Genomic DNA, 23514 nt, shown 5'->3' on the forward strand with positions numbered 1-23514 from the left:
TACCGCGTAATCCGCCCGTGCCGGGGTCCGCATCGGGCGTTGTCGGGGGTTCCGCTGTGGACAATGGCCGCACCCGCGCCCCCCGAGGAGACTCCGTTGGTGTTGAGCAGACGTACCTTCAGCGCGATCGCCGGAACCACCGCGCTCGGCCTCTCGCTCGGTGGCAGCGGGGGCGGCGCCGTCCACGCGGCCGGCACCGCGCCCACCGGACCCGCGCCCGGCCCGCCGACGGCGGACGGACGGACCCACACCGTCGGCTTCGACCAGTACTCCCTGCTCATCGACGGCAGACGCCTGGTGCTGTGGTCCGGCGAGGTGCACCCCTTCCGGCTGCCGAGCCCCTCGCTGTGGCGGGACGTCCTGCAGAAGCTGCGCGCCCACGGCTACAACGCCATCAGCATCTACGTGTCCTGGAACTTCCACTCCCCCGCGCCCGGCGCCTACGACTTCACGGGCGTGCGCGACCTGGACCTGTTCCTGCGCACGGCCGCCGAGACCGGGCTGTACGTCATCCTGCGGCCGGGCCCGTACATCAACGCCGAGATCGACGCGGGCGGCTTCCCGGGCTGGCTCACCGTCACCAAGGGCACCGCCCGGACCGCCGACCCCACATATCTGAAGTACGCCGACGAGTGGCTGACCGAGGTGGACCGGATCGCCACCCGCCACCTCTACACCCGGGGCGACGGCACGATCGTCCTCTACCAGCTGGAGAACGAGTACGCGGACCACGTCACCGCGCCCGCCGGCCGCGACTACATGGCCCATCTGTACGCGAAGGTCCGCGCCGACGGCGTCGACGTCCCGCTCTTCCACAACGACAAGGGCCGGAACGGCTATTGGGCCCCCGGCACCTTCGACACGGGCCGGGAGAAGGGGGGTTACCTGTACGGCTTCGACGGCTATCCGTCACCGTCCGCACCCCCACCCGACTGGGGCTACTTCGGCGTCGGCGGCACGAAGGGCGGCTCGACCGCCAGCCCCGCAACGCCGGGGCTGCTGGCCGAGTTCGGGGGCGGCTGGTTCGATCCGTGGGGCGGGGCGGAGTTCGGCGGCAAGGGGTACGCGGAGTCGGCCCGGACCCGGGACGCGGCGTACGAGCGGCGTTTCTACCTCACCAACCTCGCCAACGGCATCAAGATCCACAACGTCTACATGACCTTCGGCGGCACGTCCTGGGGCTGGCTGCCCGCACCGGTCGTCTACACGTCGTACGACTACGGGGCCGCCCTCGACGAGGCACGGCAGCCGACCCCCAAACTGGTCCCGATGCACCAGCTCGGGCAGCTCCTGCACTGCCTGCCCGACCTGGCCAAGCTGGACCGGGCCGAGGACATCGCGCTCGGCGGGGCGGACGACGAGGCGGACGGGGGCGCCGGGATCAGGGCGTACCACCTGGTCAACCCGGACACCAAGGCGCACTTCTACGTCCTGCGCAACGACACGCCCGACGAGATCACCGCCTCGGTCCCGCTCGCGGGGGCGAGCGGGCCGGTCCCCGTCTCGGTTCCCGGCCTCGACGCGCGGCTGCTCGCCGCCGGCTTCGCCTTCGGGCGGCGCACGGTGCGGTACTCCACCGCACAGCCCATGCTGTGGCTCACCGCCGGACGCCGGGACATCGCGGTGTTCACGGGCCGGCCGGGAGACCCGACGGAGACCGTGCTGGAGTACGCGAGCGAGCCGGCGGTCACCGTCCTGGACGGGGAAGTGAAGTACGAGTACGACGACGGCGTCCTGCGGGTGGAGGCCGAACTCGACGGTCTGGTACGGGTGTTGGTGGAGGGCGGCGGTTCGTCCACGCCGCTGCTGCTGCTCCTCGCCGACGACGAGGCGTCCGCCCGGCTGTGGCGTCACGACACCCCGTCCGGCCCCGTCCTGGTGCACGGGCCCGCGCTGCTGCGCACCGCCGCCCTGCGGGGCGCGACCGTACGGCTCACCGGGGACACGGTCGAGGACACGGACCTGGAGGTCTGGGCACCGCGTGGGGTGCGCGAAGTCGTCTGGAACAACGGCACGTCGAGATGCCGGACCACCACCTCCGGAAGCCTGCGCACCGAGCAGCGGCTGCCCGGCGTCGGCCCGGTGGCACTGCCCGCCCTCACCCACTGGCGCCACCGGCTCGAGAACCCCGAGTCGGAGCCCGGCTTCGACGACTCGTCCTGGCCGGCCGCCGAGAAGACGACGTCCCACAGCACGACCCCGGTGCCCGCCGGACAGCCCGTCCTCTTCAGCGACGACTACGGCTTCCACTACGGGGACGTCTGGTACCGGGGCCGCTTCGAGGCGGCGGCCGGTGCGACAGCGGTGTCCCTCGCCTATGTCGCCGGTACGCAGGGGCTGTTGATGGCGTGGCTGGACGGCAGACCGCTCGGCACGCACCGGATGCCGGTCCCGGACGCCAAGACCGTCCGGCAGGGCACCTGGACCGCGACCGCGACCTTCCCCGTCGAGGTGCGCACGCCGGGACCGCACGTGCTCTCCGTGCTCGTCCGCCGGATGCAGCACGACCAGGACGGCAAGGCGAACGACACCCACAAGGCGGCCCGCGGCCTGACCGCCGTCACCTTCAACGGGGCTTCTCCCGGACTGAGTTGGCGCCTCCAGGGCGAGACGGGCACCGACCCGGTGCGCGGCCCCCTCAACAACGGAGGTCTGTACGGGGAGCGCAACGGCTGGCATCTGCCGGGCTTCGCGGACGGCGACTGGGACCTGGTGGACTTCCCGCGCGCGGACCGGCGGCAGGGTGTCTCCTGGTACCGGACGGGCTTCCGGCTGAACGTGGACTCGGGGGTGGACGCCTCGATCGGTCTCACCTTCGCCGACGACCCGGCCCGCGCGTACCGCGTCCAGATCTTCCTCAACGGCTGGAACATGGGGCAGTACATCAACGACGTCGGCCCCCAGCACACCTTCGTCCTGCCGAACGGGGTGCTGCGCACCCGGGGTGCCAACACCCTCGCCCTGGCCGTCCTGTCCGACGGCACCACACCGTCGGGTCCGGGCGAGGTGACGCTGACCCTGCTGGGCAGCGCGGCCGGAGGGGTTCCGGTGACCCCGGCGGACTCCCCGGGGCGGGCGTCCAAACGCGGGCGCGCGTCCTGAGCCTCGCCGTGGCCGCGCCGGGGAAGGCCGGCGCGGTCGGCCGCTATCCGGCGAAGGGAGGCTGGGGCAGTCCCTTGCCCGCGCCGGGCACCACGAGCAACGAGCCCGACATCGGGTGCGGCGCGTCAAGTCCCGTACGGGCCGTGGTGATGTACAGGTCGGTGAGTCCTGCGCCGCCGAACGCGCAGGCCGTGGGGCGGCGCACCGGGAGCTCGATCACGCGGTCGAGGTCGCCGTCCGGGGTGTAGCGGCGGACCGCTCCGCCGTCCCACAGGGCCACCCAGACACAGCCGTCGGCGTCGACGGTGAGCCCGTCGGGGAAGCCGGCGTCGACGACCGCCAACGGCCTTCGCCCGGAGGGCTGTTGGCCGTCGAAGTCGAAGACGTCGATCCGCCGGGTCGGCGAGTCGACGTAGTAGAGGAGTCGTCCGTCGGGACTCCAGCCCGTGCCGTTGCTGACGGCGACGTCGTCGAGGACCGTGCGGGTCCCGCCGTCCGGCGCGATCCGGGACAGCGTGCCGCCGCCCGGCGCCTCGTCGTAGCGCATGGTGCCGGCCCACAACGTGCCGTCGGGCGCGACCGCCGCGTCGTTGCCCCGGCGGCCGGGGACGGGCTCGCGGTGCAGCCACCGGAAGCCACCGGCCGCGCCCTGTGGTCCGTAGAGCCCCACGCCGTCGCGGAGGTTGACGACCAGACCGCCGCCCGCCCGGGGTTTCGCCGCGCCCACGTGCTGCTCGGTGACCATGACGGTGCGGCGCCCGGAGACCGGGTCGTAGGTGTGCACCCGGGAGCCGAGGATGTCCACCCAGATCAGCCGCTGCCCGGCCGCGTCCCAGGTGGGCCCCTCGCCGAGCGACGCGGCCGCGTGGACCGCGACCTCGACGGCCGTCATCCCACGCTCCGGTACCCGAGCCGCTCGGACAGCTCGGCGGCGCCCTTGGCGGCCAGCTGCTCCAGCTCGACCCGGCGCTCATCGCTCCAGCGGATCATCGGTACGGAGATGGAGAGGGCGGCGACGACCTGTCCCGTGCGGTCGCGGACCGGGGCGGCGACGCAGCTGACGTCCGGGTTGGACTCACGGCTCTCCACGGCGAGGCCGCGCCGGCGGATCTCGGTGAGGGCCTCACGCAGGGCGGCCGGCTCGGTGATGCTGTTCGGCGTCATCGCGGCCAGCCGGGCGTTGTCGGGGATGCGGGAGGCCAGCTCCGGCTCGGGGAGCGAGGCGAGCAGCATCTTGCCGACGGAGGTGCAGTGCGCGGGCAGCCGGCGCCCGGCCGCGGACACCATGCGCACGGCGTGCGTGGAGTCCACCTTGGCGATGTAGATGACGTCGGTGCCTTCGAGGATGGCCACGTGCACGGTCTCGTCGCAGGTCTCGGCGACCGACCGGGCGACCTGCTGCCCCTCGGCGGCGAGGTCCAGCTGCTCGGCGTACCGGCTGCCGAGCTGGTACGGCCGCACGCCGAGCCGGTAGCGTCCGGGCTGGCCCGGCACCTGCACGATGTACGACCGCGCGGCGAGCGTGGTGACCAGCTCGTGCACGGTGGTGCGCGGGAGCTGGAGCCGGCGCACGATGTCGGGAGCGGAGAGCGTGCCGTCCCCGTCGAGGAAGAGCTCCAGTATGTCGAGAGCGCGAGTCACGGCAGGTACGAGGCGTCCCACGAGCGGCCCCTCCCTTTGTTCGAAATTTCAACAGGCGATCGGGATGACGAACACAGGCTAGTCATAGTGGGCTTGGCCGGGCAATGGGCGGGTGCCCGCACGGCCGCCCGCAGGGTCGGGTGGGCGGCCGGAAACCGACGGCAGGGCAGCGTCGGGTGCCTGGCGACCGGATGCCTGATGGGCGGGTCCGGCGGTGGGCAGGGGCGCCCGCGCAAGGCCCCGGCCGGACGTCAGCGGCGCGGGCGAGGGTCGCCGAGCTCGCCGCGGAGGCGCTGCGCCCGCAGCACCAGCTCCAGCTCGAACCGCCGGTCCGGATCGTCGACCTCGTCGCCCCACAGCTCCCGGATCTGCCGGAGGCGGTAGCGGACGGTCTGCGGATGGACCCCGAGCCGGGCGGCGACCTCGGGCGCGCCCCCGCGGGTTTCCAGCCAAGCGAGCAGGGTCTCCGCGAGGCGGCGGCCGTGGGTGGGGCCGCAGTGGGCGAGGGGCGCGAGGCAGCGCAGCGCGAGGTCGTCGATCAGCTCCTCGGGCTGGAGCAGGACCAGCGCCTCCGTGTGTTCCGTGCAGTGCAGCACCTCGCCGCCCGGCAGCAGCCGGCGCTCCATGAGCCGTACCGCCGCCTCCGCCCAGCGCAGCGACTTCGCCGCGTCGGCCAGCGGCACCGGCGGCCCGATCGCCCCGGCCCAGCCGGTGAGCGCGCGGTGCAGCAGCTCGGGCCGGCCGGCCGCGTCCGGTTCGGGCACGACCATGCGGGGCTGCTCGTACTCCATGTCGAGCAGCACGCTCTGGCCGACGGCGGGGGCGACGGCCTCGCGGGCCGGGCGCAGCAGGACGCCGACGGCGACCTTGTCGGGCAGCGGCCAGCCGACCCGGGCGGCGCGTTCGATCAGCGCGTCGGCGGGGTCTCCCCGGGTGTGCTCGGCGAGGAGCAGCTCCATCAGGCGGCGCTGGAGGCGCAGGCGCTCCCCGGCCTGCCGGGCGGCGGCCTCGGCATAGCCGCGGACGGACTGGTCGACCAGTCCGTCGAGGTACTCGTAGCCCGCGTCGACGAGTTCGTACATCGCCGGTGGCGGGATGTCGACCCGCTGGCCGATCTCGGCGAAGCGGCGCCAGGCGAGCCGGACCCCCAGCCGGTAGATCGCCTGGAGCGAGTCCAGGCTGCGGCCGTTGAGACCCTCGCCCCGGCCGAACTCCTGGAAGACCTCGGGGTGGACGCGCGGGCGGCCCTCGGCGGTCTCCAGGTGCTGGACGAAGACCTCGATCGCCCGGCGGATCCCGACCAGGGCCATCGGCTCGCCGGAGTCGTCGAGCACGAGGGGCAGCTGCGGGTACTCCCGGCGGATCTCGTGCAGGATCTCCTCGGCCAGCACCGGCGCCTCGGCCATCGCGAGCGCCGCGAACTGCCGTACCTGGAGGGGCGGGACGTCGAGCCAGGCCGAGCGCACGGTGACGGCCCCCGGGCGGGAGGTCACGGTCAGCGCTCCTGAGCGGCATGCTCGTAGGTGATCAGCGGTGTGTTCGGCTGGTCCGGGGTCGCGTCGAGCAGCGCGACGATGCCGAGTGCGGCACCGACCGCGAGTACGGCGGCGGCCGCGACCGTCAGTGCGGCAGCGAGCAGTCTGGACATGCGCAGGGTCAGCCTCTCTGTCGGAGGTCGTCCCCACCCCGGTCGCCCGCACCGGCGAACCGGTGCGGTCTGTCCCACGCCGGCCCCGCCCGGCAAGTCCTCAGTCTCGACAATGCATTGACACCCCGTCAAGGGTGCGCCTACGGTTCCCGGCCCATACCGCACGTGCACTTTCCCTCCTGGTGTCGAGGCACGCGTATCACCACGTATCACCCGGTATCACGCGTCCGCCGAGCCGCCTCAAGCCTCTGGAGTGCCCGGATGCGCCGGAAAGCCTCACCCGTCTCCCTGGTCCTGCTGGGCCTGGGCACCTTCCTGCTGGTACTGGCCCCGCTGCTCGCCTGGTACGTGCAGCCACGTGCCGCCGTGAACCCCGTCGACATCGACACCACCGCCGTCTACACCGGTTCGGGCAGCGTCTTCGACGTGGACAAGGTCAAGACCGTGCCCGACCAGAAGATCACTGTGACCCAGCAGGTGCGGGGCGACGTCGCCGACAGCGAACGCAGCGGGAAGGCGGTCTGGGACGTGACGACGACGGTCGACACGGACAAGTCGCTGCCCGCGGCCGACCCCCACGACGCGCTGGAGTTCACACCCCACCGGTGGGTCACCGACCGGAGGACCAACGCGCCGGTGCACTGCTGCCAGGAGAAGCCGTACATCGAGGGCGAGGCCTACCTCAAATTCCCGTTCGACGTGCAGAAACGCGCCTACCGCTGGTGGGACAACTCCCTTGGCGCGACGGTGACGTTGAACTACCGCGGCACCAAGAAGATCCGCGGATACGAGGGCTACCGCTTCACCGGCACCGTGCCCGCGACCAGGACCGGAACCCGTCTGGTGCCGGGCGCCATCGTCGGGCAGCCGGCGCGCAGCCAGGTGCTCGCCGAGGAGTGGTACGCCAACCACCTCATCGAGCTCGTCGTGGACCAGCGGACCGGCCGGGTGATCTACGCCCAGGTCGGCCCGCGCAAGACCCTGCGCGCCCCGGACGGCAAGAAGGACGCGGCGGTGCTCCTGGACAGCCGGAAGCTGTCGTTCACCGCGGACACCCAGCAGTTCGCGGTGGACCAGGCGAAGAAGGAGAGCGGTCAACTTCGCATGGTGGGGCAGACGTTGCCCGTAGGAGCCGCTGTGCTGGGGTTCCTGCTCGCCGCCGCGGGTGTCGTTTTGGTGGTACGCGGGCGTCCACATCCCGAAACGTCCGAGTCCTCCCAGCTTCCGCTCACGATGTGATGTGGCGTCAGCTCCACAAACCCCGGAAATTGTCACCTCGGTGAGTAGCAGCATCGAACCACTGGGCGAAAACTGTCCACCCCCACCCGAGCACAGCTCCCGCACATCCCCGCTACAGCCGGCACCCGCATCCCGCACAGATCCGCAGATCCGAGAGGCCCACCCGCAGACCGAAGATCCGCGCCTGCTCCACGCCCGGCCCCCACACTGAGTTCCGCACCCTGAGACGAGTTGGAGCACCTATGCCCCAGCACGTACCTTCCTCGCTGCGTGAGGCGTTCCCGCGCTCCGCGCAGTACCCTCCGGCGCTCCCCCCACACCCGCGCCGAATCGTTTTCCTCGCCCGCCGGGACCTCGACAACCCCGCGGCGGGCGGCTCGGAACTCCTGGTCGACCGGCTCGCCGGCGGCCTGACGCAGCTCGGCCACCAGGTCACGCTGCTGTGCGGAGGTCCCACGGCCTACCGTGACTACCGGGTCGTCTCGGCGGGCAGCGACCTCGGGCACTATCTGCGCGCCCGCCCCGCCTTCCACCGCGAGGTCGGGGACTGCGACCTGCTGGTCGAGGTGTGCAACGGGATGCCGTATTTGGCACCGCTGTGGCACCGCGGCCCCACGCTCTGCCTGGTCAACCACGTCCACACCGATCTGTGGCGGATGCGCTTCGGCGGTGCGCTGGCACCCGCCGCGCGGATCGGCCGAAGACTCGAACACTGGGCGCTGACCGGCGCCCGGCGCCGCAATCTGGTGGTCGCCGTCTCCCCGTCGACGGCCCACGCCCTGCGCGCGATCGGGGTCGAGCGGGACCGGATCCGGGTCGTGCACAACGGGGTCGAGGAGCCGGGGCCGCGCGCCGCGCGCTCGCCCGAGCCGCTGTTCCTGGCGATGGGACGGCTCGTCGAGTACAAGCGGATCGATCTGCTGCTGCGGCTGTGGGAGCGGGTGCGCCCGGTCACCGGCGGCCGGCTGGTGATCATCGGCGACGGTCCGGAGCGGGAACGGCTGGAACAACTCGCGGGCCCCGGTGTGGAGTTCACGGGTCATGTCTCCGAGGCCGAGAAGCACCGGCTGCTGTGTGCCGCCTGGTTGCTGCTGCACCCTTCCGCCGTCGAGGGCTGGGGCCTGGTGGTCACGGAGGCGGCGGCCCGCGAGACCCCGGCGATCGCCTTCGACGTACCCGGTCTGCGCGACTCCGTGGTGGACGGCGAGACGGGCGTGCTGGCCCGCGGCGAGTCCTCCTTCGCGGCGGCCTGGTGCACCCTCGCGCTCAGCGGCCACCGCCGCACGCTGATGGGCAAGGCGGCCCGCGACCGCGCCGCCCAGTTCCGCTGGAACCACACGGTCCGCCAGTTCGGAGCCGTGGCCGCGGAGGCGGTGAGGGGCTGGACGCCATGAGGACCCCGAGCAGCGCGGGCCGGGCGACCCGGCCGGGCGCGGGCACCGAGCGGGGCAGAGGCGCGGGCACCGGCCTCAAGGACCCCTCCATACGCCGGTCCCTCGCCCTCTTCCGCGCCTTTCTGCACGAGCAGGAGGACCCCGAGGCCTGCTACTCGCTGCTGGCCCGGGACGCCGCCGACCAGGTCGAGGCGTACGGCGCGCTCCAGGGCCGTACCGTCGTGGACATCGGCGGCGGGGGCGGCTACTTCACCTCGGAGTTCCGCCGGCGCGGGGCGCACGCGTATCTCTTCGAGCCGGACGTACGGGAGTTGGGGCCGAAGCCGCCCGAGGGCGCCGTCGTCGCGGACGGCTATCTGCTGCCGCTGGCGGACGGGGTCGCGGACGTCTGCTTCTCCTCCAACGTCCTGGAGCACGTCGCCGATCCGGGGACCTTCCTCAGCGAGATGGTGCGGGTGACCCGGCCCGACGGGCTGATCTACGTGTCGTTCACCAACTGGCTGTCCCCGTGGGGCGGTCACGAGTGGGCGCCCTGGCACTACCTCGGCGCCGAGCGGGCACGGGCCCGCTACCGACGCCGTACCGGCAAGGACGCCAAGCACACCCTCGGCGAGAACCTCCACGCCGTGCACATCGGCAGCACTCTCCGGCAGGTACGCGCCCGCGACGACGTCACGGTCGTCTCGGCGCGCTCCCGCTACTGGCCGTTCCTCGCGTCGGCCGTGGCGAAGGTGCCGGGGCTGCGCGAGTTCGCCACTTGGAACCTCCTCCTCATCCTCCGGCGGTGTCCAGCATGACGAGCACGGTCCAGGCTCCTCCCCCGGCAGCCGTCCGCCCCACCGCGATCGCCTCCGGCCCACCGGAGGGGCCGCGGTCGAAGCGCTGGCTGCTGGGGTTCTGGGCCGTGGCGTTCGTGCTGTTCCTGGTCGTGCACCCGGGACGCACGACCTTCGACACCAAGCTCGGCGTCGCGCTCGACCCCTGGCAATTCCTTTCCGACCTGGGCCAGTTGTGGCACGACCGGGGCGGCTTCGGCGGGATCCAGGACCAGTACGTGGGCTATGCCTGGCCGATGCTGCCGTTCTACGGCCTGTGCAAGCTGGTGCATCTCCCGGTGTGGCTGGCGGAGCGGCTGTGGCTGTCGCTCGTGGTGTCCGTCGCGTTCTGGGGTGCGCTGCGGCTGGCCGAGCGGCTCCGAATAGGCAGCGGCGGCTCCCGGCTGCTCGCCGCGGTGGCGTACGCGCTGTGGCCGGTGTTCACCATCGTCGTCGGTTCGACCTCGGCCGCCGCGCTCCCGGGCGCCCTGCTGCCCTGGGTGCTGCTGCCGCTGACCAACGAGCGGTACACGGCCCGTGTCGCGGCGCTGCGCTCGGCGCTGGTCATCCCCTTCATGGGCGGGGTGAACGCGGCCGCGACCCTGGCGTCGCTGCTCCCCGTCGGCCTCTATCTCCTCTCGCGTCCGCGCGGGCCCCGGCAGCGCAAGCTGATCGCCTGGTGGGTGCCGGGAGTGATCCTGGCGACCGCCTGGTGGGTCGTCCCGCTGCTGCTGCTCGGCATCTACGGCGAGAACTTCCTGCCGTACGTGGAGACTTCGGGGACCACGACCGCCACCATGTCCGCGACCGAGACCCTGCGCGGGGCCGGCAACTGGGTCGCGTATCTGCACTTCGGTGAGGCCTGGCTGCCGGCCGGCTGGACCGTCGTCTCCTCGGTGCTGGTGATCCTCTGCTCGGCGCTCGCGGCCGGCCTCGGTCTCGCCGGTCTCGCCCGGCGGGACATGCCCGAGCGCAGATGGCTGGTCCTGACCGTGCTCACGGTCGCGCTCATCACCCTGGCGGGGTACGGCGGTTCGTTCGGCGCGCCCTTCCACGGCGTCGTGCAGGACTGGCTGAACGGCGGTCTTGTCCCCTTCCGGAACATCTACAAGTTCCAGACCGGGCTGGCGCTCGCCCTCGTGCTGGGGCTGGCCCATCTGGTGGGCGTCGCCTCCTCGGAGCGCGGGGCCCGCCGGGTCCGCGGCCGCCGGTTCGCCCCGCTGATCGCGGCCGTACTGATCGTGCCGGGGCTCGCCCTGCCGTATCTCAACGGGTCGATCCTGAACCCGGGTTCGTTCCAGGAACTCCCCAAGTACTGGCAGACCACGGCCGACTGGCTGGAGAAGTACTCCCCGGACTCCCGCGCCCTCGTCGTCCCCGCCACCGCGCACGGCATCTACACCTGGGGCTCCCCCATCGACCAGCCCCTCGACGTCCTCGCCGACTCGCGTTGGGCGCAACGGGACTACGTCCCCTTCGGTACCGCGGGCAACCGGCGCGCCATGGACGCGGTCGAGCAGGCCCTGACGACCGGCGCCGAAGTCCCCGGCCTCGCCGACTACTTGAGCCGTGCGGGCCTCTACTACGTCGTCGTCCGCAACGATCTCGATCCCGACCAGCTCGGCTACGTCCCGACCCCGACCGTGAAGCGGACCCTGGAGCAGTCCGGGTACCGGCGCGTGACCGGGTTCGGGCCGGTGATGACCGGCGGGCGGATAGCGAACGGCACCCCCCTGCAGGTCGAGGGCCTGTATCCGCGGCAGCGCGCGGTCGAGGTCTACGAGCCGGTGAGCCAGGACGTGCCACGGCCCGGACAGGCGGGGCTCACGGCGGTCGCCGACACCGCCGTCGTCTCGGGCGGCCCCGAGGCGCTGCTGCCGCTGTCCGCCGACCCGGCGCTGCGCGGCCGGGCCACCGTGCTGACCGGCGACAACCACCCCGGTCTCGGCACGCCCGAGATCCAGGTGACCGGCGACGGGCTGCGACGGGCCGACACCCGTTTCGGGCTGGTCAACGCCAACACCTCGTACACGTACACCCGCGACCAGCGCAATGACAGCGACGCCGTGCAGGATCCGGGCGAGGGGCCGCACCAGATCCTGCCGGTGACGGGCACCGGGCATCAGACGGTGGCCGAGCTGCGCGGCGCCCGCTCGGTGACCGCCTCCTCCACCGGCAACTGGCTGTTCTACCTGCCCCAGTACGACCCGGTGAACGCCTTCGACGGCAACCCTGGCACCGCGTGGGCGGAGGGTGCGGCGGGCTCGGCGGACGGGCAGTGGCTGCGGATCGGGTTCACCGGCTCCGTGGACGTGCCGTCGTCGTTCAAGGTGACCCCGCTCCCGCAGGACGGGGTGCGCTCGGCGCCGACCCGGGTGCGGGTGGAGACGGAGAAGGGCTCCGTCACCAGCTATCTCCAGCCCAACGGCATGACCCAGCGCATCAAGGCCCGCGCGGGGTCGTCGAGTTGGCTGAAGATCACGATCGTCGACTCCACCGAGCGGCACTCCGGCCTGACCGGCGCGGGCTTCTCCGAGATCGACCTGCCGGACGTCCAGGTGACCCGTCTGCTGCGGCTCCCGACGGATGCCGCGGACTCGGACGCCTCCGCCGGCATCGTCTCGCTGCACCGCACCGCCGACCCCACCGGACTCTCCCCGACGGGCACCGAGGCGGGCCTGCACCGCCGCTTCACGACCTCGGCGGCGGGGGCGTACGAGGTGAAGGCGAGCGCGGTCCCGGTGCCCGGTGAGGAGCTCGACAAGCTGCTCTACGAGGTCGCGCCCGAGCAGCAGAGCCGGATCGTCGCGACGGCGGACTCCACGGCGCAGCTCGGCTCCGGCCTGTCGGCGCGCAATCTCACGGACGGCGACCTGACGACGGCCTGGATCGCCGGGGACCGGCCGACGATCCATCTGAGCTGGCCGGACAAACAGCCGGTCGGCTCGATCGTGCTGGCCCCGGCCGGCGGCCTCTCCACCCGGCCGACGAAGATCAGCATCAGCTCCCCGGACGGCGCGGCGATCGTCGGGGTCGACGAGAACGGCTGGGCGCGCTTCGACCCCATCACCACCGACCACCTCGACATCACCGTCACCGAGACTGCGCCCCTGACGGTCCACAACCCGGTCGCGGACGACGATCTGCAGCTTCCGGTCGGACTGACGGAGGCGTACATCCCGGCCCTCGACCAGTACCGCACCCCGCAGCCCTCCCCGTCCCGGACGTTCTCGCTCCCGTGCGGGAAGGGACCGACCCTCGCAGTCGACGGCAAGCTCTACGAGACCAGCGCGAAGGGGACCGTACGGGATCTGGTCGACCGCCGGGCCATCGACCTGACGCTCTGCCAGAAAGGCGCCTCGAACGCCTCCTTGGGGCTCGGGACCGGCTCGCACCGGGTGGAGGCCGGTGACGCGGGGCCGCTGACGGTGACGGACGTGACGCTGACGAACGGCACGGTCGCCGAGCCCGCCACCGCCGGACGCGACCTTCGGATACGCGACTGGCTGGGCGACCGCCGGGAGGTGAGCGTCGGCTCGGGCGCGGCCTCGTACCTGACGACGTACGAGAACTTCAACGACGGCTGGCAGGCCACCCTGGACGGCAAGAAGCTCACGCCGGTCCGGCTCGACGGCTGGCAGCAGGGCTGGCGGATCCCGTCCGGTGCGGGCGGCACGGTCAAGCTGTCGTACGAGCCGTCGACCACGTACGAGGCCGGGCTGATCGGCGGCGGGGTCGGGATCCTGGTCCTCGTCGGACTCGTGCTGTGGCGGCGGCGCTCGCCCAACCCCGACGAGCCGCAGCCGGTGCCGCCGAACCCGGGGCCCTGGCTGGGCCTGGTGGCGCTGACCCTGGTGGGCGTCGTCATCGCCGGGTTCTTCGCCCTGCTGGTCCCGTTGCTGGCGCTGCTCGCACGCAAGCGGCACACCCTGCTCGTGCCGATCGCCTTCCTCGCCCTCGCGGGGGCGGGGATCGCGGCGGCTACCGGGGCCGGGTCGCCGGCCGCGGAGGACTCGGGAGCGTTCGGGCCGGTGGCTCAACTCCTGGCGCTGATCGGCCTGTTCGCGGGTCTGGTGAGCGTGCGGGAGCCCACGCCCGGCGCGGCGGGGTCGACCCTGCGGTGGCGGACGGCGCCCGGCGCGGCGGCGCCCCCGGGAGCGGAGGCCCCGACGGCACCGCTGCCGCGCCGACGCAGGGGCGAGAGCGGCGGGCCGGGGGCGGGTCCGGCCACCGGTTCGGAGCCTTCCGGCACGGGTCCGGCCAACCGGGCGGAGGCGGCTTCTCCCTCCCCGGGTGCACCCCCGCGACCGGAGAGCCCCGCGCCTGCACCCCCGGGCGCCCCGCCGCGGGCCGACACCGAGGCGTCTCCATCCCCGGGTGCAGCGCCGTATGCGGGCGCCGACGCCTCTCCACCCCCAGGTGCCCCGCCGCATCCGGACGCCGACGCGTCCTCGCCTCCCGGGGTCCCCCCGCGGGTGGCGGCCGGGCCGACCGTCTCCGCCCGGGGGCCGGAATCGGCGCGGCACGACCCCGACCCGCCCACCACGCGGTTCGGCCTGCGCAAGCCGAAGTTCCGGGCGACACCGCCCGAGGACACGGTCCGTCGGGACGACACGGGGAAGGACGGCGCCACATGACCGCGGTGGAGCACCCGGCGCGGGACGGCACGGACGGTCCGCCGCGGCCTCCCGTTCGTGTTCCGTTCCCGGTGGTCGACGAGGTCTCCCGGCACTGCCTCCAGGAGGAGGAGCCCGAGACCGTCCACATCGAGGTCCATCTGCCGGGCCGCCTCGCCCCCGACCGGCTGACCACGGCCTTCACCGAGGCGCTGCACCGCCACCCGCGCATCCTGATGCGCGAGGCGGCGGGCCCCTGGTACCGGCGCCGCTACGAGTGGGAGCTGACCCCGGGCCCGGACGTGGACGTGGTGGCGTTCCCGCCGCCGGACCGCGACGCGCTCAAGCACGCGCGGGCACGGGCGCTGGACGATGCCCCACCGCTGTCCGCGTCACCGCCGATCCGGCTCGAAGTGGTCGACGAGGACGAAAGGACCGAGGGCACCGTCCTCTTCCTCACCATCAACCACACGGCACTGGACGGGCCGGCCTGTCTGCGCATCCTGGCCACCGCGGCCGAGCTCTACGGGGGCCGGGACAACTCCCCCGCCGCCCCTCCGGTGCGCGCCCCCGACACCTCGCCCGCCGTCCAGGTGGAGACCCCCTCCACCTGGACCCCGCCCGCCCGGGTCGCCCAGGGTTCGCCCGAGCCCTCCCCCGGCAACGGCATGCTCGTCACCGAGCTCGCCGTCCCGCACCGCCCCAAAAGCTCGCCCTACACGGTGAACGACCAGCTGATGGCGGCCACCGCCCTGATGATCGCCCACTGGAACCGGGAGCACGGCGCCCGCCCCCGCCCCCTGCGCATCACCATGCCGGTCGACGACCGCCCCCGGGGAACGGACATGCCCATCGGAAACGGCACACGGCTCGTCGAAGTCCCCTTTGCCCCCGAGGAGTTGGACGGGGCCCGGATGAGCGAGCTGCTGCGCCGCACGGCGGACCGCACCCGTGCGCTGAAGTCCCTGCCCCGCCCCCAACTGGGCCACGGAGCCGCGCTGTTGACGGCCCCCGTGGTCCCGGTGGCCTGGCGGGCGGCCGCCACCCGGGGCCTGCGCAGGGCCGCCGCGCCCTGGACGTCGACCACGCTGCTGAGCAACATCGGCCGCATCCCGTACCCCCTGGACTTCGGGGAGGAGGCCGGCCTCGCCCGCGCCGTCTGGTTCTCCGCGCCGGCCCGGATGCCCCGCGGTCTGACCGTCACGACCGCGTCCACCGCGGGCCGCCTCCACCTCGCCCTGCGCTGGTCGCGCAGCCTGCTCAGCCACGGCGACGGCGCCCACCTCCGCGACCTGTTCGAGCACTATCTGCACGCGACGGAGGAGGGCACATGACGACGTCCGCCCCGGTGAGACGACCGGGCCTGCGCGACTTCTACGAGGACCCGGCCGTCCCCGTCGCCTCCGGCACCCCCCGCAGCCTGCGCCAGGCGCGGATGCTGGCCGCCGCCCTCGGCCCGGCCACCGAGGGCGCGAAGACCGTCCTGGACATCGGCTGCGGCGACGGCACCGCCGCGGCCACCGCGGCACCGTTCCTCGCCGGCCACCGTCTCGTCGGCGTCGACTGGTCCCAGGACGCCCTCAGACGCGCCCATGCCCGGCTGCCGTACGCCGTCCGCGGTGAACTCTCCGACGGCGGGCTGCCGTTCGCGGCCGAGTCGGCCGACGCCGTCCTGTTCAGCGAGGTGATCGAGCACCTGGTGGATCCGGACAGCGCCCTGGACGAGATCCGCCGGGTGCTGCGCCCCGGCGGCCATCTGATGCTCTCCACCCCGAATCTCGCCGCCTGGTACAACCGCGCCCTGCTGTTGGCCGGCGTCCAGCCGGTCTTCTCCGAGGTTAGTCTGCGGGCGATCCACGGCCGGCCGGGCAAGGAGGTCGTGGGCCATCTGCGGCTCTGCACGGCCCGAGCGCTGCGGGAGTTCGTGGCCGCCTCCGGCTTCGAGGTCGTACGGCTGCGGGGTGCGCCCTTCCACGGCGTGCCGCGTCCGCTGCGGCCGCTGGACCGGCTGGCCTGCGCGGTCCCCTCGGCCGCCTCGATCCTCCTGCTGCACGCGCGAAGGACGTAGCCATGTGGTGGGGAGTGGCCGCGGCCCTGCTGGCGAACGTCCTCTACAGCACCGGATTCGTCCTGGAGAAACGCGCGTTGGCGGCCCTGCCCGAGGTGGACATCCGTCGCCCGGCCCGGCTGTTGCGGCTGGTCCTCGGCAGCCCGCTGTGGATCGGCGGCTCGCTGTCCCTCGCCGCCGGGTTCGGGGCGCAGCTCGCGGTCTACCGCACCCTGCCGATCGCCGCCGCCCAGGGCATCTTCGTGTCCGGTCTCGTCCTGCTGGTGCTGCTCTCGTCCCGGCTGCTCGGCGAGGAGACCAGCGGCCGGGAGCGGTACGCGCTCGGGGCGATCCTGGCCGCGTTGCTGATGGTCGTGCTGTCCCTGCGCGAGGGCACGGACACGGTCAGCCGCAGCGCGCCCGCCCCGTTGATCCTGCTCGTCTGCGTGCCCTCGCTGGCGGCGGGCGTGTGGCTGTACGGCTCCGCGGAGCGCCGGTCCCGCCACCGGCACCGCATGCCCACCACCGGCGTCGAGTACGGCGTCGCCGTGGGTCTGTTGTACGGCGTGAGCTCGCTGGCCATCAAGGGCGTGTCGAGTTATCTGACGACCAGCGGTCTCGGCGCGGCGGCGCTCGGGCTGCTGCGCTCGCCGTACCCGTATCTGCTGGTGTTCACCGGTGCGTTCGGGCTGGTCATGTCGCAGGCGGCGCTGCAGCGCTGCCGGGCCTCGCTCATCGTGCCGGTCTGCACGACGGTGACGAGCCTGTTCACCGCGGTGCTCGGCACCCTCGCGTTCGGTGAGGCGCTGCCGCACGAGCCGGTGCGGCTCGCGCTGCGGCTGGCCGGCACGGTACTCGCGGTGTCGGTGCTGCTGGTCATGCCCAAGCACGACGCCGCACCCCAACCCTCCCTCGGAGCAAAGGAGTTGACACCCCCATGAACCCCGACGACCCGCTGCTGAAGATCCTGGCCTGCCCGCTGGACAAGGGCCCGCTGCGGCTGCTCCGGCCGGACGAGTCGGCGGCCCCGGCGGCCGACGAGGCGCTCTACAACCCGCGTCTGCACCGCCGTTACCCGATCGTCGACGGCATCCCGCAGCTGCTGCCGTCCTCCGGGGAGCAGGTCACCGAGGACGAACACGAGGAACTCCTCAAGCGGATGGCCCCATGACCACACTCGCCGCCCGGCTCGCCCCGTTCCTGCCCGTCCGCCTGGTGGCCGCCGCCGCCCGGCTGGTCTATCCGCGCTTCGAGCCCGAGCTGGGCCGGCTCGCCGACCTCTGTCCGCCGGGCTGCGGCACCGCCGTGGACGTCGGCGGCTGGTACGGCCCGTGGACGCGCCGGCTGTCCGGCCGGGCCCGCCGGGTGGTCACCGTGGAACCGGTCCCGCATCTGGCCCGGCTCCTGTCATCGGCCACCCCCGGCAACGTGCGGGTGGTCAGGGCCGCCGCCTCCGACCGACCCGGCACCGCCCAGCTGTGGCTGCCCACCGGCGACGCGGGCGACCGGGGCGTGTCCTCCCTGGTCCGCCGGGACATCCACGGCCGCGCCCTGGAGGTCCCCTGCGTCACCCTCGACGGCCTGGACCTGCACGACGTCGGCTTCGTCAAGATCGACGTGGACGGCAACGAACTGGCCGTGCTGCGCGGCGCGGACGCCCTGCTGGCCCGCGACCGTCCTGCCCTCTTCGTCGAGCTGGAGTCCCGTATCCAGCCGGTCGCCCCGGTGGTCTCCCATCTCGCCGAGCGGGGATACGCGGGCTGGGTGCTGCCCGGCGACACCTGGCTGCCCCTGGCGTCCTTCCCGCTGGAGGCTCACCAGGCCCGCACGTCCCACGTCGTCTCCCAGGGCCTGCTGCGCCGCGTGCTGCCGCTGCGCGGTCCCCGGTACGTCAACTCGGTGCTGTTCCTGCCGGACGGCCGCCGACCGGGCGCGTACCGCATGGGCGACCATGGAGCGCATGCCGGCCAAACGACCCGCCACCCCGTTCACCCCTCTCGACTTCCAGCTGGTCCTGCTGCGCCGCATGGCCGATCACAACCCTGACCTGGTCGAGGACGCCCGCCACGAGCTGGGCGTCTCCCTCGCGGACATGCGGGAGGCCAACCGCCGCTGGCAGGCGATGCTGCACGCCCCGCGCTCCCGGGCGGCCACCTCGCGCTATCGCTCGATCCTGGGCACCCCGGAGTCGGTGGAGCAACGCCGGATCGGCGACCTCGCCTGCGAGGCCCTGCGCTGGCCGGTCCCGCTCTGGCCCGACCTCCGCTTCGAGGTGCTCGTCGCCCCGAACGGCGTGGCCTGGAACGAGTGGCTGGTCCGGGCGCCGGGCGCCCCGGGTCCCGGCCTGCAGACGCTGGACGACCTGCGCCCCTGGTCATGCACGGTCGACGAGGCCGCCCGCGCGTTCGCCCCGGCCCGCCCGCTGGAGGGCACGGCGCCGACGCGCTGGGGCCTCGCCTTCTCGGCCCCGGACGCCTCGGGCGTGCGTCACGACTGCGCGGCCGAGTTCACCTGGGGGCTGCTCCAGCGGGTCGCCGTCAGCGGGCGGCCTTGACGACCGCCTCCGTGACGAGGGGCAGCGAGTCCGGGTGCAGCCAGAGGAAGAGGTTGGGCTCGACCAGTTCCAGCTCCATCACCTGCGGCTCCCCGTCGTCGCCGTCGACGAGGTCGACACGGGCGTAGAGCAGCTCGGGACGTCCGGGTACGGCGGCCAACGCGTCCTGCGCGACGGCGAGTTCGGCGGGCGTCGGCTCCCAGCGTGCCAGCCGCGGATGCGGGACCTTGACCCCGTCGTACGGCGTGCCCGGCTCCAGGACCGCGCCCTTGCGGCTGGCGTGCAGGAGGCGCCCGCCGAAGAGCTGCAGCGCCCGCTCCCCCGCGGTGTCGATGCTCGCCACGTACGGCTGCACCATCGCCGTCAGCCCCTCGGCGTGCATGCGCGCGAGCTGCCGTTCGGCCGTCTCCCGTTCCCCGGGCGCGTACCGGGCGGCGAGCCGCGCGCCCGCGCCGGCGGTCGGCTTCACGACGTACGCGTGGTCGTCCGGGAGGTCGAGCGGGTCGCCGGGCGCGAGATACCGGGTCGGGACCACCGCGACTCCGGCGGCCGCCAGCTCCCCGAGGTACCGCTTGTCGGTGTTCCACCGCACGACGTCGGCCGGGTTGGCGAGCCGGGTGAGCCCCGCGCAGCGTTCGGCCCACGCCACGAACTCCGGCACCCGCCAGCTGTAGTCCCACGTGGACCGGATCAACGCGAGGTCGAAGGCCGCCCAGTCGACCTCCGGATCGTCCCAGTACGTCACGACGGCCTCCGCCCCCGCGTCGTCCAGGGCGCCCTTCAGCACCGGCAGATCACGGTCCACCCTCCCCGACCCGTCGGGCCGGTAGGTGACGAGCGCGACACGGGCGGTGGCAATACGGGCCACGACGACCCCTTCCTCGTACGACAGGTCTCCGCCGCAGGCTAACAACCGCCTCGTCGCCCGCAACCGGACAAGGCCCCTTGACCTTCACCTTCGGTGAAGCCACAGCATCGGTGACACACGAGGAACGACGAGTCGACGGGCGGGCGCATGGAGATGCTGACGATCGGGGCCTTCGCGAAGGCGTGCCGGCTCTCGCCGAAGGCACTGCGGCTGTACGACGAGCTCGCGCTGCTGCGCCCCGCCCGGGTCGACCCGGAGACCGGGTACCGGTACTACGCCGTCGGCCAGTTGGAGCAGGCGCGGCTGGTGGCGTGGCTGCGCAGGATCGGGATGCCGCTGGCGCGCATCCGGCAGGTGTGCGCCATGACGCCCGAGTCCGCCGCCCGCGAGATCCGCGCCTACTGGGGTCGGGTCGAGGCCGAGACGGCAGCGCGCCGCGATCTCGCGGAGTTCCTCGTGGACCACCTCGCAGCACAGTCGCCCAGAAAGGACAGCCTCATGCTGGAACTCCGCTTCTCCGCCCTCTCCGACACCGGTCTGGTCCGCCCCGTCAATCAGGACACGGCCCATGCCGGCGCCCGCGTCCTCGCCGTCGCCGACGGCTTCGGGCGCGGCGGGGCGCCCGCCAGTGCCGCGGCGGTGGAGGCCCTCCGGTTCCTGGACGGTGAGCCGCTGCCGGCCGGGAGCGTGCTCAACCTCCTGGAGGACGCGATCCAGGGCGCCGTCCAGGCCGTACGGGACGCCGCACCGGCCGCGGAGGACGGCACCACCCTGACCGCCATGGTGTGGACGGGCTCCCGGCTCGCGCTGGTCCACATCGGGGACTCCCGCGCGTATCTCCTGCGCGACGGCGGGCTGTTCCTGATCACCCACGACCACACCGTGGTCCAGTCGATGATCGACGAGGGCCGCCTCACCCCGGAGGAGGCCGCCGGGCACCCGCAACGCGCCCTGCTTCTGCGCGCGTTGACCGCCGGCGCGACGGCCTCCGTACCCGATCTGCGTCTGCACGACGCCCGTCCGGGCGACCGGTACCTGCTCTGCTCGGACGGTCTCTCCGCCGTCGTGCCGTCCGACGAGATCCGGCGCACGCTGGCCTCGGCCCCCGGCCCGGACGAGGCGGTCCGCGCCCTCGTGGGGGCCGCGAACGACTCCGGCGGTCCGGACAACGTCAGTTGTGTGGTGGCCGACGTGGTGGACGGTGCGGAGACCGGGAGCCGGTAGCGGGGGCGGGGCCGGCCCGGTTTCGAGGGCTCGAGGGGCCTTCGGCGGACGGGGGTCCGGTCAGGGGGCCGGGACGCTCTCCGCCATCGCGGCGGCGCTTTCGCGGACGGCCTCGACGTCGCCGGTCCTGCGCAGCGCCCGGGACACGGACTCGATCTCGTCCAGCAGGCCGGCGATGTCCGGGCGCCCGAGCGGTCCGCCGACCTGGTCGCCGCCGCGGCGCCGCTTGGTCTCGACGGCGTCCTGGACCGTCACGACCTGGGCGAGGGCCCCGGCCTCGGCCGCCTCGAACCCCCGGCCGAGCGCGGCGTCGTACGCGCGCCGGCGGAGGTCTTCGTCGAGGTACCGGCCCAGATGCAGCAGCGCGTCCCGGATGAACGTCTCCCGGCGCGTCAGCCGCAGTTCGGCGCCGGCCCTCAGCCGGAAGGCGACGCCGCAGCCCGTGGCGGACCGCATCAGCAGATACAGGGGTCTCAGACGCCAGTGCCCGAGCCGGGTGCGGACGCGGCGCTGCAGGAACTGGCCGACGTGCGGAAGCACGAAGCCCACGGCGATCAGGACGGCGCCGACACAGGCGACCAGCGGTGCCACGTCCGTACTCAGCCGGTCCAGGTCGTGACCTGTCCACCGGGCGAGTACGGCCACGAACTTCGAGCCGTCGTAGAGCAGGTTCACGGCGTGGCCGACGGCGAGGAACCGCAGGCCGGCGCGGAGCCAGGAGTCGAGCCCGTCGGTGCGGATCCAGTTCTGGATCAGCTTGAACGTGATCACACAGGCCGCGGTGTGCGCGAGCAGATAGAGCAGGATCACTTCCCGCATGAAGGCCGTGGTGGCGTAGTACGTGTCGAGGTCCCGCAGCCGTTCGACGGGGGCGTCGGCGAACGCGAACAGCACCCACAGGGCGACGATCACGCCCGTGTAGGCGGTGATGACCCAGCGCGTGGCGCGGCGGGTCCGGCGCGTGCGGTCGGAACGGCCGTCGCGCCAGGCGATGATCAGCAGCAGACAGGCTCCGCAGAACGCGGTGATCAGGCTGTAGACGACGGGTGCCGCGAAGTTCGGTACGCCGGTGACGCGGTTGGTCCAGGCGAGCATGGACGGCGAGGCGAACACGTAGACACCGCAGCCGAGCAGCAGCAGCCCGCCGACGGCGCGCAGCAGCGGGTCCCGCCAGAGCTTGATGACGCTGGGCAGCTTGATCGCGAGGGCGACGACCAGCACGGCCAGGGGGATCCAGAACGAGACGTACGTCCCGTCGAAGAAGTCGGGATGGGCCGAAGTGCCGGAGGGAGCGCGGGGGTTCATCGCCGGTCGGTCCTGGGGTCGCGGTAGCCCAGTGACGCCTGTACGGCCCTGCCGACCTGGTCGGCGGGTGCCTCGGCGCCGGAGCGGATCACCCACGACCGGAACGCGCTCGCGAGGTGGAGCCCGAAGTCCTCGGCCTCCGCCTCGGCGACCTCGTGGGAGCCGTTGCGGGCGGCCACGGTGAGCGCGATCTGCTGCCAGTCGGGTCCCCGCGACCCGGCGGGCACCCTCTGCCAGGCGGGTCCGGGCCGGTCGGGTCCGGAGGACCCAGGGGACATGACAGGTGTACGTGGCCGGTCGGAGCCCGGGGACCCGACAGGCGTACGTGGCCGGTCGGACCCGGCGGAGGACGCGGCCCCCGCGTCCTCCCAGCCACGCTCCCCCGACAGGGCCTGCGCGGCGACAGCCGCACCGGCGCCGGCACCCGCACCCGCACCCGCACCCGCGACATGGAGATCGCGGTGCCCTTCCTTCATGTGCCACAACTCATGGCCGAGGATCACGAGTTGCTGGAGCGTCTCGGCCCGCTCCTCGACGATGACGAGGTCGAAGTCCTGGAACTGGAGCCAGAGTCCGGTGACCTCGATCTCGTCGGGAAAGCGCTCGAAGCGCAGCTCGACGGGGCGGCCGTCGCGCCGCCGGCTCATCTCCGCGCACAGGGCCTCGGCCAGCTCCCGCACGTCGACCGGCGGGTCGAGCCGCTTGCGCAGCGAGCGGGTGAGCTCCGCCGCCAGCGCCCGCATCTCGGAATCGGTCCGGGGCGGGAAGAGCCCGGCCGTGACGTCGCCGGCCAGCCGGCGCACCCGGGCGGCAAGGCCCCTTCCCTTGCGGGCGAGGTGCATCGTTGCGTCTCCTCGCTGCTCAGCGGCCCGTCGCGGGCGGCAACTTCCAGAGGGCGGAGACCCACTCACCCATGTGCTCCCGGCAGTTGATCCGTCAATTTGTCGCTGACGCCCGAGACTACGTGCCCGGGGTGGGCCCGCGCCATGGTTACCGAGCGTTCGCCGCCCTGGCACGGAGCGAACGAAGGCGGCCTCTTCCCGGGGTCCCACCGCCCGGCT

At 73.2% G+C, this 23514-nt stretch carries 19 protein-coding genes; 12 read left to right on the forward strand and 7 right to left on the reverse strand.

All coding sequences use genetic code 11. The annotated features are described in order from the left end of the window. Positions 1–96: 96 nt before the first annotated feature. Positions 97–3102 carry a beta-galactosidase gene (locus ACFWM2_RS23420; protein WP_383283106.1) on the forward strand — a complete coding sequence of 1002 codons (3006 nt, stop codon included), beginning with the start codon at positions 97–99 and terminating at the stop codon, positions 3100–3102. A gap of 43 nt (positions 3103–3145) precedes the next feature. Here the strand turns inward: ACFWM2_RS23420 and ACFWM2_RS23425 are convergent, their stop codons facing one another. The 4 genes from ACFWM2_RS23425 to ACFWM2_RS23440 form a co-directional block, all read right to left on the reverse strand. Continuing rightward, positions 3146–3994 (reverse strand): SMP-30/gluconolactonase/LRE family protein, encoded by an 849-nt coding sequence (locus ACFWM2_RS23425; protein ID WP_383283109.1) that lies wholly within the window; start codon positions 3992–3994, stop codon positions 3146–3148. Continuing rightward, positions 3991–4764: an IclR family transcriptional regulator gene (locus tag ACFWM2_RS23430; protein WP_383283112.1), complete on the reverse strand. Its 774-nt coding sequence runs from the start codon at positions 4762–4764 to the stop codon at positions 3991–3993. The genes ACFWM2_RS23425 and ACFWM2_RS23430 overlap by 4 nt, the downstream gene beginning before the upstream one ends. 230 nt (positions 4765–4994) lie before the next feature. Next, the gene (locus ACFWM2_RS23435; protein ID WP_383283115.1) at positions 4995–6236 is read right to left on the reverse strand and encodes a helix-turn-helix domain-containing protein; all 1242 of its coding nucleotides are present in this window, start codon (positions 6234–6236) and stop codon (positions 4995–4997) included. A gap of 2 nt (positions 6237–6238) precedes the next feature. Then, entirely contained in the window at positions 6239–6391 is a 153-nt protein-coding gene (locus ACFWM2_RS23440; protein ID WP_383283118.1) for a hypothetical protein, read from the reverse strand. Positions 6392–6652: 261 nt separating this feature from the next. On the opposite strand from ACFWM2_RS23440, the gene ACFWM2_RS23445 reads away from it, so the two are divergent. The 10 genes from ACFWM2_RS23445 to ACFWM2_RS23490 all read left to right on the forward strand — a co-directional run bounded on the left by ACFWM2_RS23445 (position 6653) and on the right by ACFWM2_RS23490 (position 19056). Beyond that, positions 6653–7630 carry a DUF3068 domain-containing protein gene (locus tag ACFWM2_RS23445; RefSeq protein ID WP_383283121.1) on the forward strand — a complete coding sequence of 326 codons (978 nt, stop codon included), beginning with the start codon at positions 6653–6655 and terminating at the stop codon, positions 7628–7630. Between the two features lie 242 nt (positions 7631–7872). Next, positions 7873–9024: a glycosyltransferase family 4 protein gene (locus ACFWM2_RS23450; protein WP_383283124.1), complete on the forward strand. Its 1152-nt coding sequence runs from the start codon at positions 7873–7875 to the stop codon at positions 9022–9024. Next, complete coding sequence (locus ACFWM2_RS23455; RefSeq protein WP_383283127.1) at positions 9021–9821, forward strand: class I SAM-dependent methyltransferase; 801 nt, start codon at positions 9021–9023, stop codon at positions 9819–9821. Before ACFWM2_RS23450 ends, ACFWM2_RS23455 begins: the two co-directional genes overlap by 4 nt. Further along, positions 9818–14476 carry an alpha-(1->3)-arabinofuranosyltransferase gene (locus ACFWM2_RS23460; RefSeq protein ID WP_383283724.1) on the forward strand — a complete coding sequence of 1553 codons (4659 nt, stop codon included), beginning with the start codon at positions 9818–9820 and terminating at the stop codon, positions 14474–14476. The genes ACFWM2_RS23455 and ACFWM2_RS23460 overlap by 4 nt, the downstream gene beginning before the upstream one ends. Further along, positions 14473–15789 (forward strand): condensation protein, encoded by a 1317-nt coding sequence (locus tag ACFWM2_RS23465; RefSeq protein WP_383283129.1) that lies wholly within the window; start codon positions 14473–14475, stop codon positions 15787–15789. The genes ACFWM2_RS23460 and ACFWM2_RS23465 overlap by 4 nt, the downstream gene beginning before the upstream one ends. After that, entirely contained in the window at positions 15786–16523 is a 738-nt protein-coding gene (locus tag ACFWM2_RS23470) for a class I SAM-dependent methyltransferase (protein ID WP_383283132.1), read from the forward strand. Before ACFWM2_RS23465 ends, ACFWM2_RS23470 begins: the two co-directional genes overlap by 4 nt. A 14-nt stretch (positions 16524–16537) precedes the next feature. Next, positions 16538–17443 carry a DMT family transporter gene (locus tag ACFWM2_RS23475; protein ID WP_383283727.1) on the forward strand — a complete coding sequence of 302 codons (906 nt, stop codon included), beginning with the start codon at positions 16538–16540 and terminating at the stop codon, positions 17441–17443. Then, complete coding sequence (locus ACFWM2_RS23480) at positions 17440–17673, forward strand: Trm112 family protein (RefSeq protein WP_383283135.1); 234 nt, start codon at positions 17440–17442, stop codon at positions 17671–17673. The genes ACFWM2_RS23475 and ACFWM2_RS23480 overlap by 4 nt, the downstream gene beginning before the upstream one ends. Beyond that, a complete protein-coding gene (locus tag ACFWM2_RS23485; RefSeq protein WP_383283138.1) occupies positions 17670–18548 on the forward strand; it encodes an FkbM family methyltransferase in 879 nt (292 codons plus the stop codon). The genes ACFWM2_RS23480 and ACFWM2_RS23485 overlap by 4 nt, the downstream gene beginning before the upstream one ends. Then, positions 18454–19056 (forward strand): hypothetical protein, encoded by a 603-nt coding sequence (locus ACFWM2_RS23490; RefSeq protein ID WP_383283141.1) that lies wholly within the window; start codon positions 18454–18456, stop codon positions 19054–19056. Before ACFWM2_RS23485 ends, ACFWM2_RS23490 begins: the two co-directional genes overlap by 95 nt. Here ACFWM2_RS23490 and ACFWM2_RS23495 read toward each other — a convergent pair. Then, a complete protein-coding gene (locus ACFWM2_RS23495; protein ID WP_383283144.1) occupies positions 19040–19924 on the reverse strand; it encodes a RimK family alpha-L-glutamate ligase in 885 nt (294 codons plus the stop codon). The two genes, ACFWM2_RS23490 and ACFWM2_RS23495, sit on opposite strands and share 17 nt — an antisense overlap. A 147-nt stretch (positions 19925–20071) precedes the next feature. On the opposite strand from ACFWM2_RS23495, the gene ACFWM2_RS23500 reads away from it, so the two are divergent. Continuing rightward, positions 20072–21148 carry a MerR family transcriptional regulator gene (locus ACFWM2_RS23500; protein ID WP_383283147.1) on the forward strand — a complete coding sequence of 359 codons (1077 nt, stop codon included), beginning with the start codon at positions 20072–20074 and terminating at the stop codon, positions 21146–21148. 60 nt (positions 21149–21208) lie between these two features. On the opposite strand, the gene ACFWM2_RS23505 is transcribed toward ACFWM2_RS23500, so the two are convergent. Together ACFWM2_RS23505 and ACFWM2_RS23510 are read right to left on the reverse strand one after the other, a co-directional pair. Then, positions 21209–22453, reverse strand: a complete 1245-nt coding sequence (locus tag ACFWM2_RS23505) for an MAB_1171c family putative transporter (protein WP_383283150.1) — start codon at positions 22451–22453, stop codon at positions 21209–21211. Beyond that, positions 22450–23295: a toxin-antitoxin system, toxin component gene (locus ACFWM2_RS23510; RefSeq protein WP_383283153.1), complete on the reverse strand. Its 846-nt coding sequence runs from the start codon at positions 23293–23295 to the stop codon at positions 22450–22452. The genes ACFWM2_RS23505 and ACFWM2_RS23510 overlap by 4 nt, the downstream gene beginning before the upstream one ends. Between the last annotated feature and the right edge of the window lie 219 nt (positions 23296–23514).

Source organism: Streptomyces sp. NPDC058371, assembly GCF_042723265.1.
GTDB lineage: Bacteria > Actinomycetota > Actinomycetes > Streptomycetales > Streptomycetaceae > Streptomyces.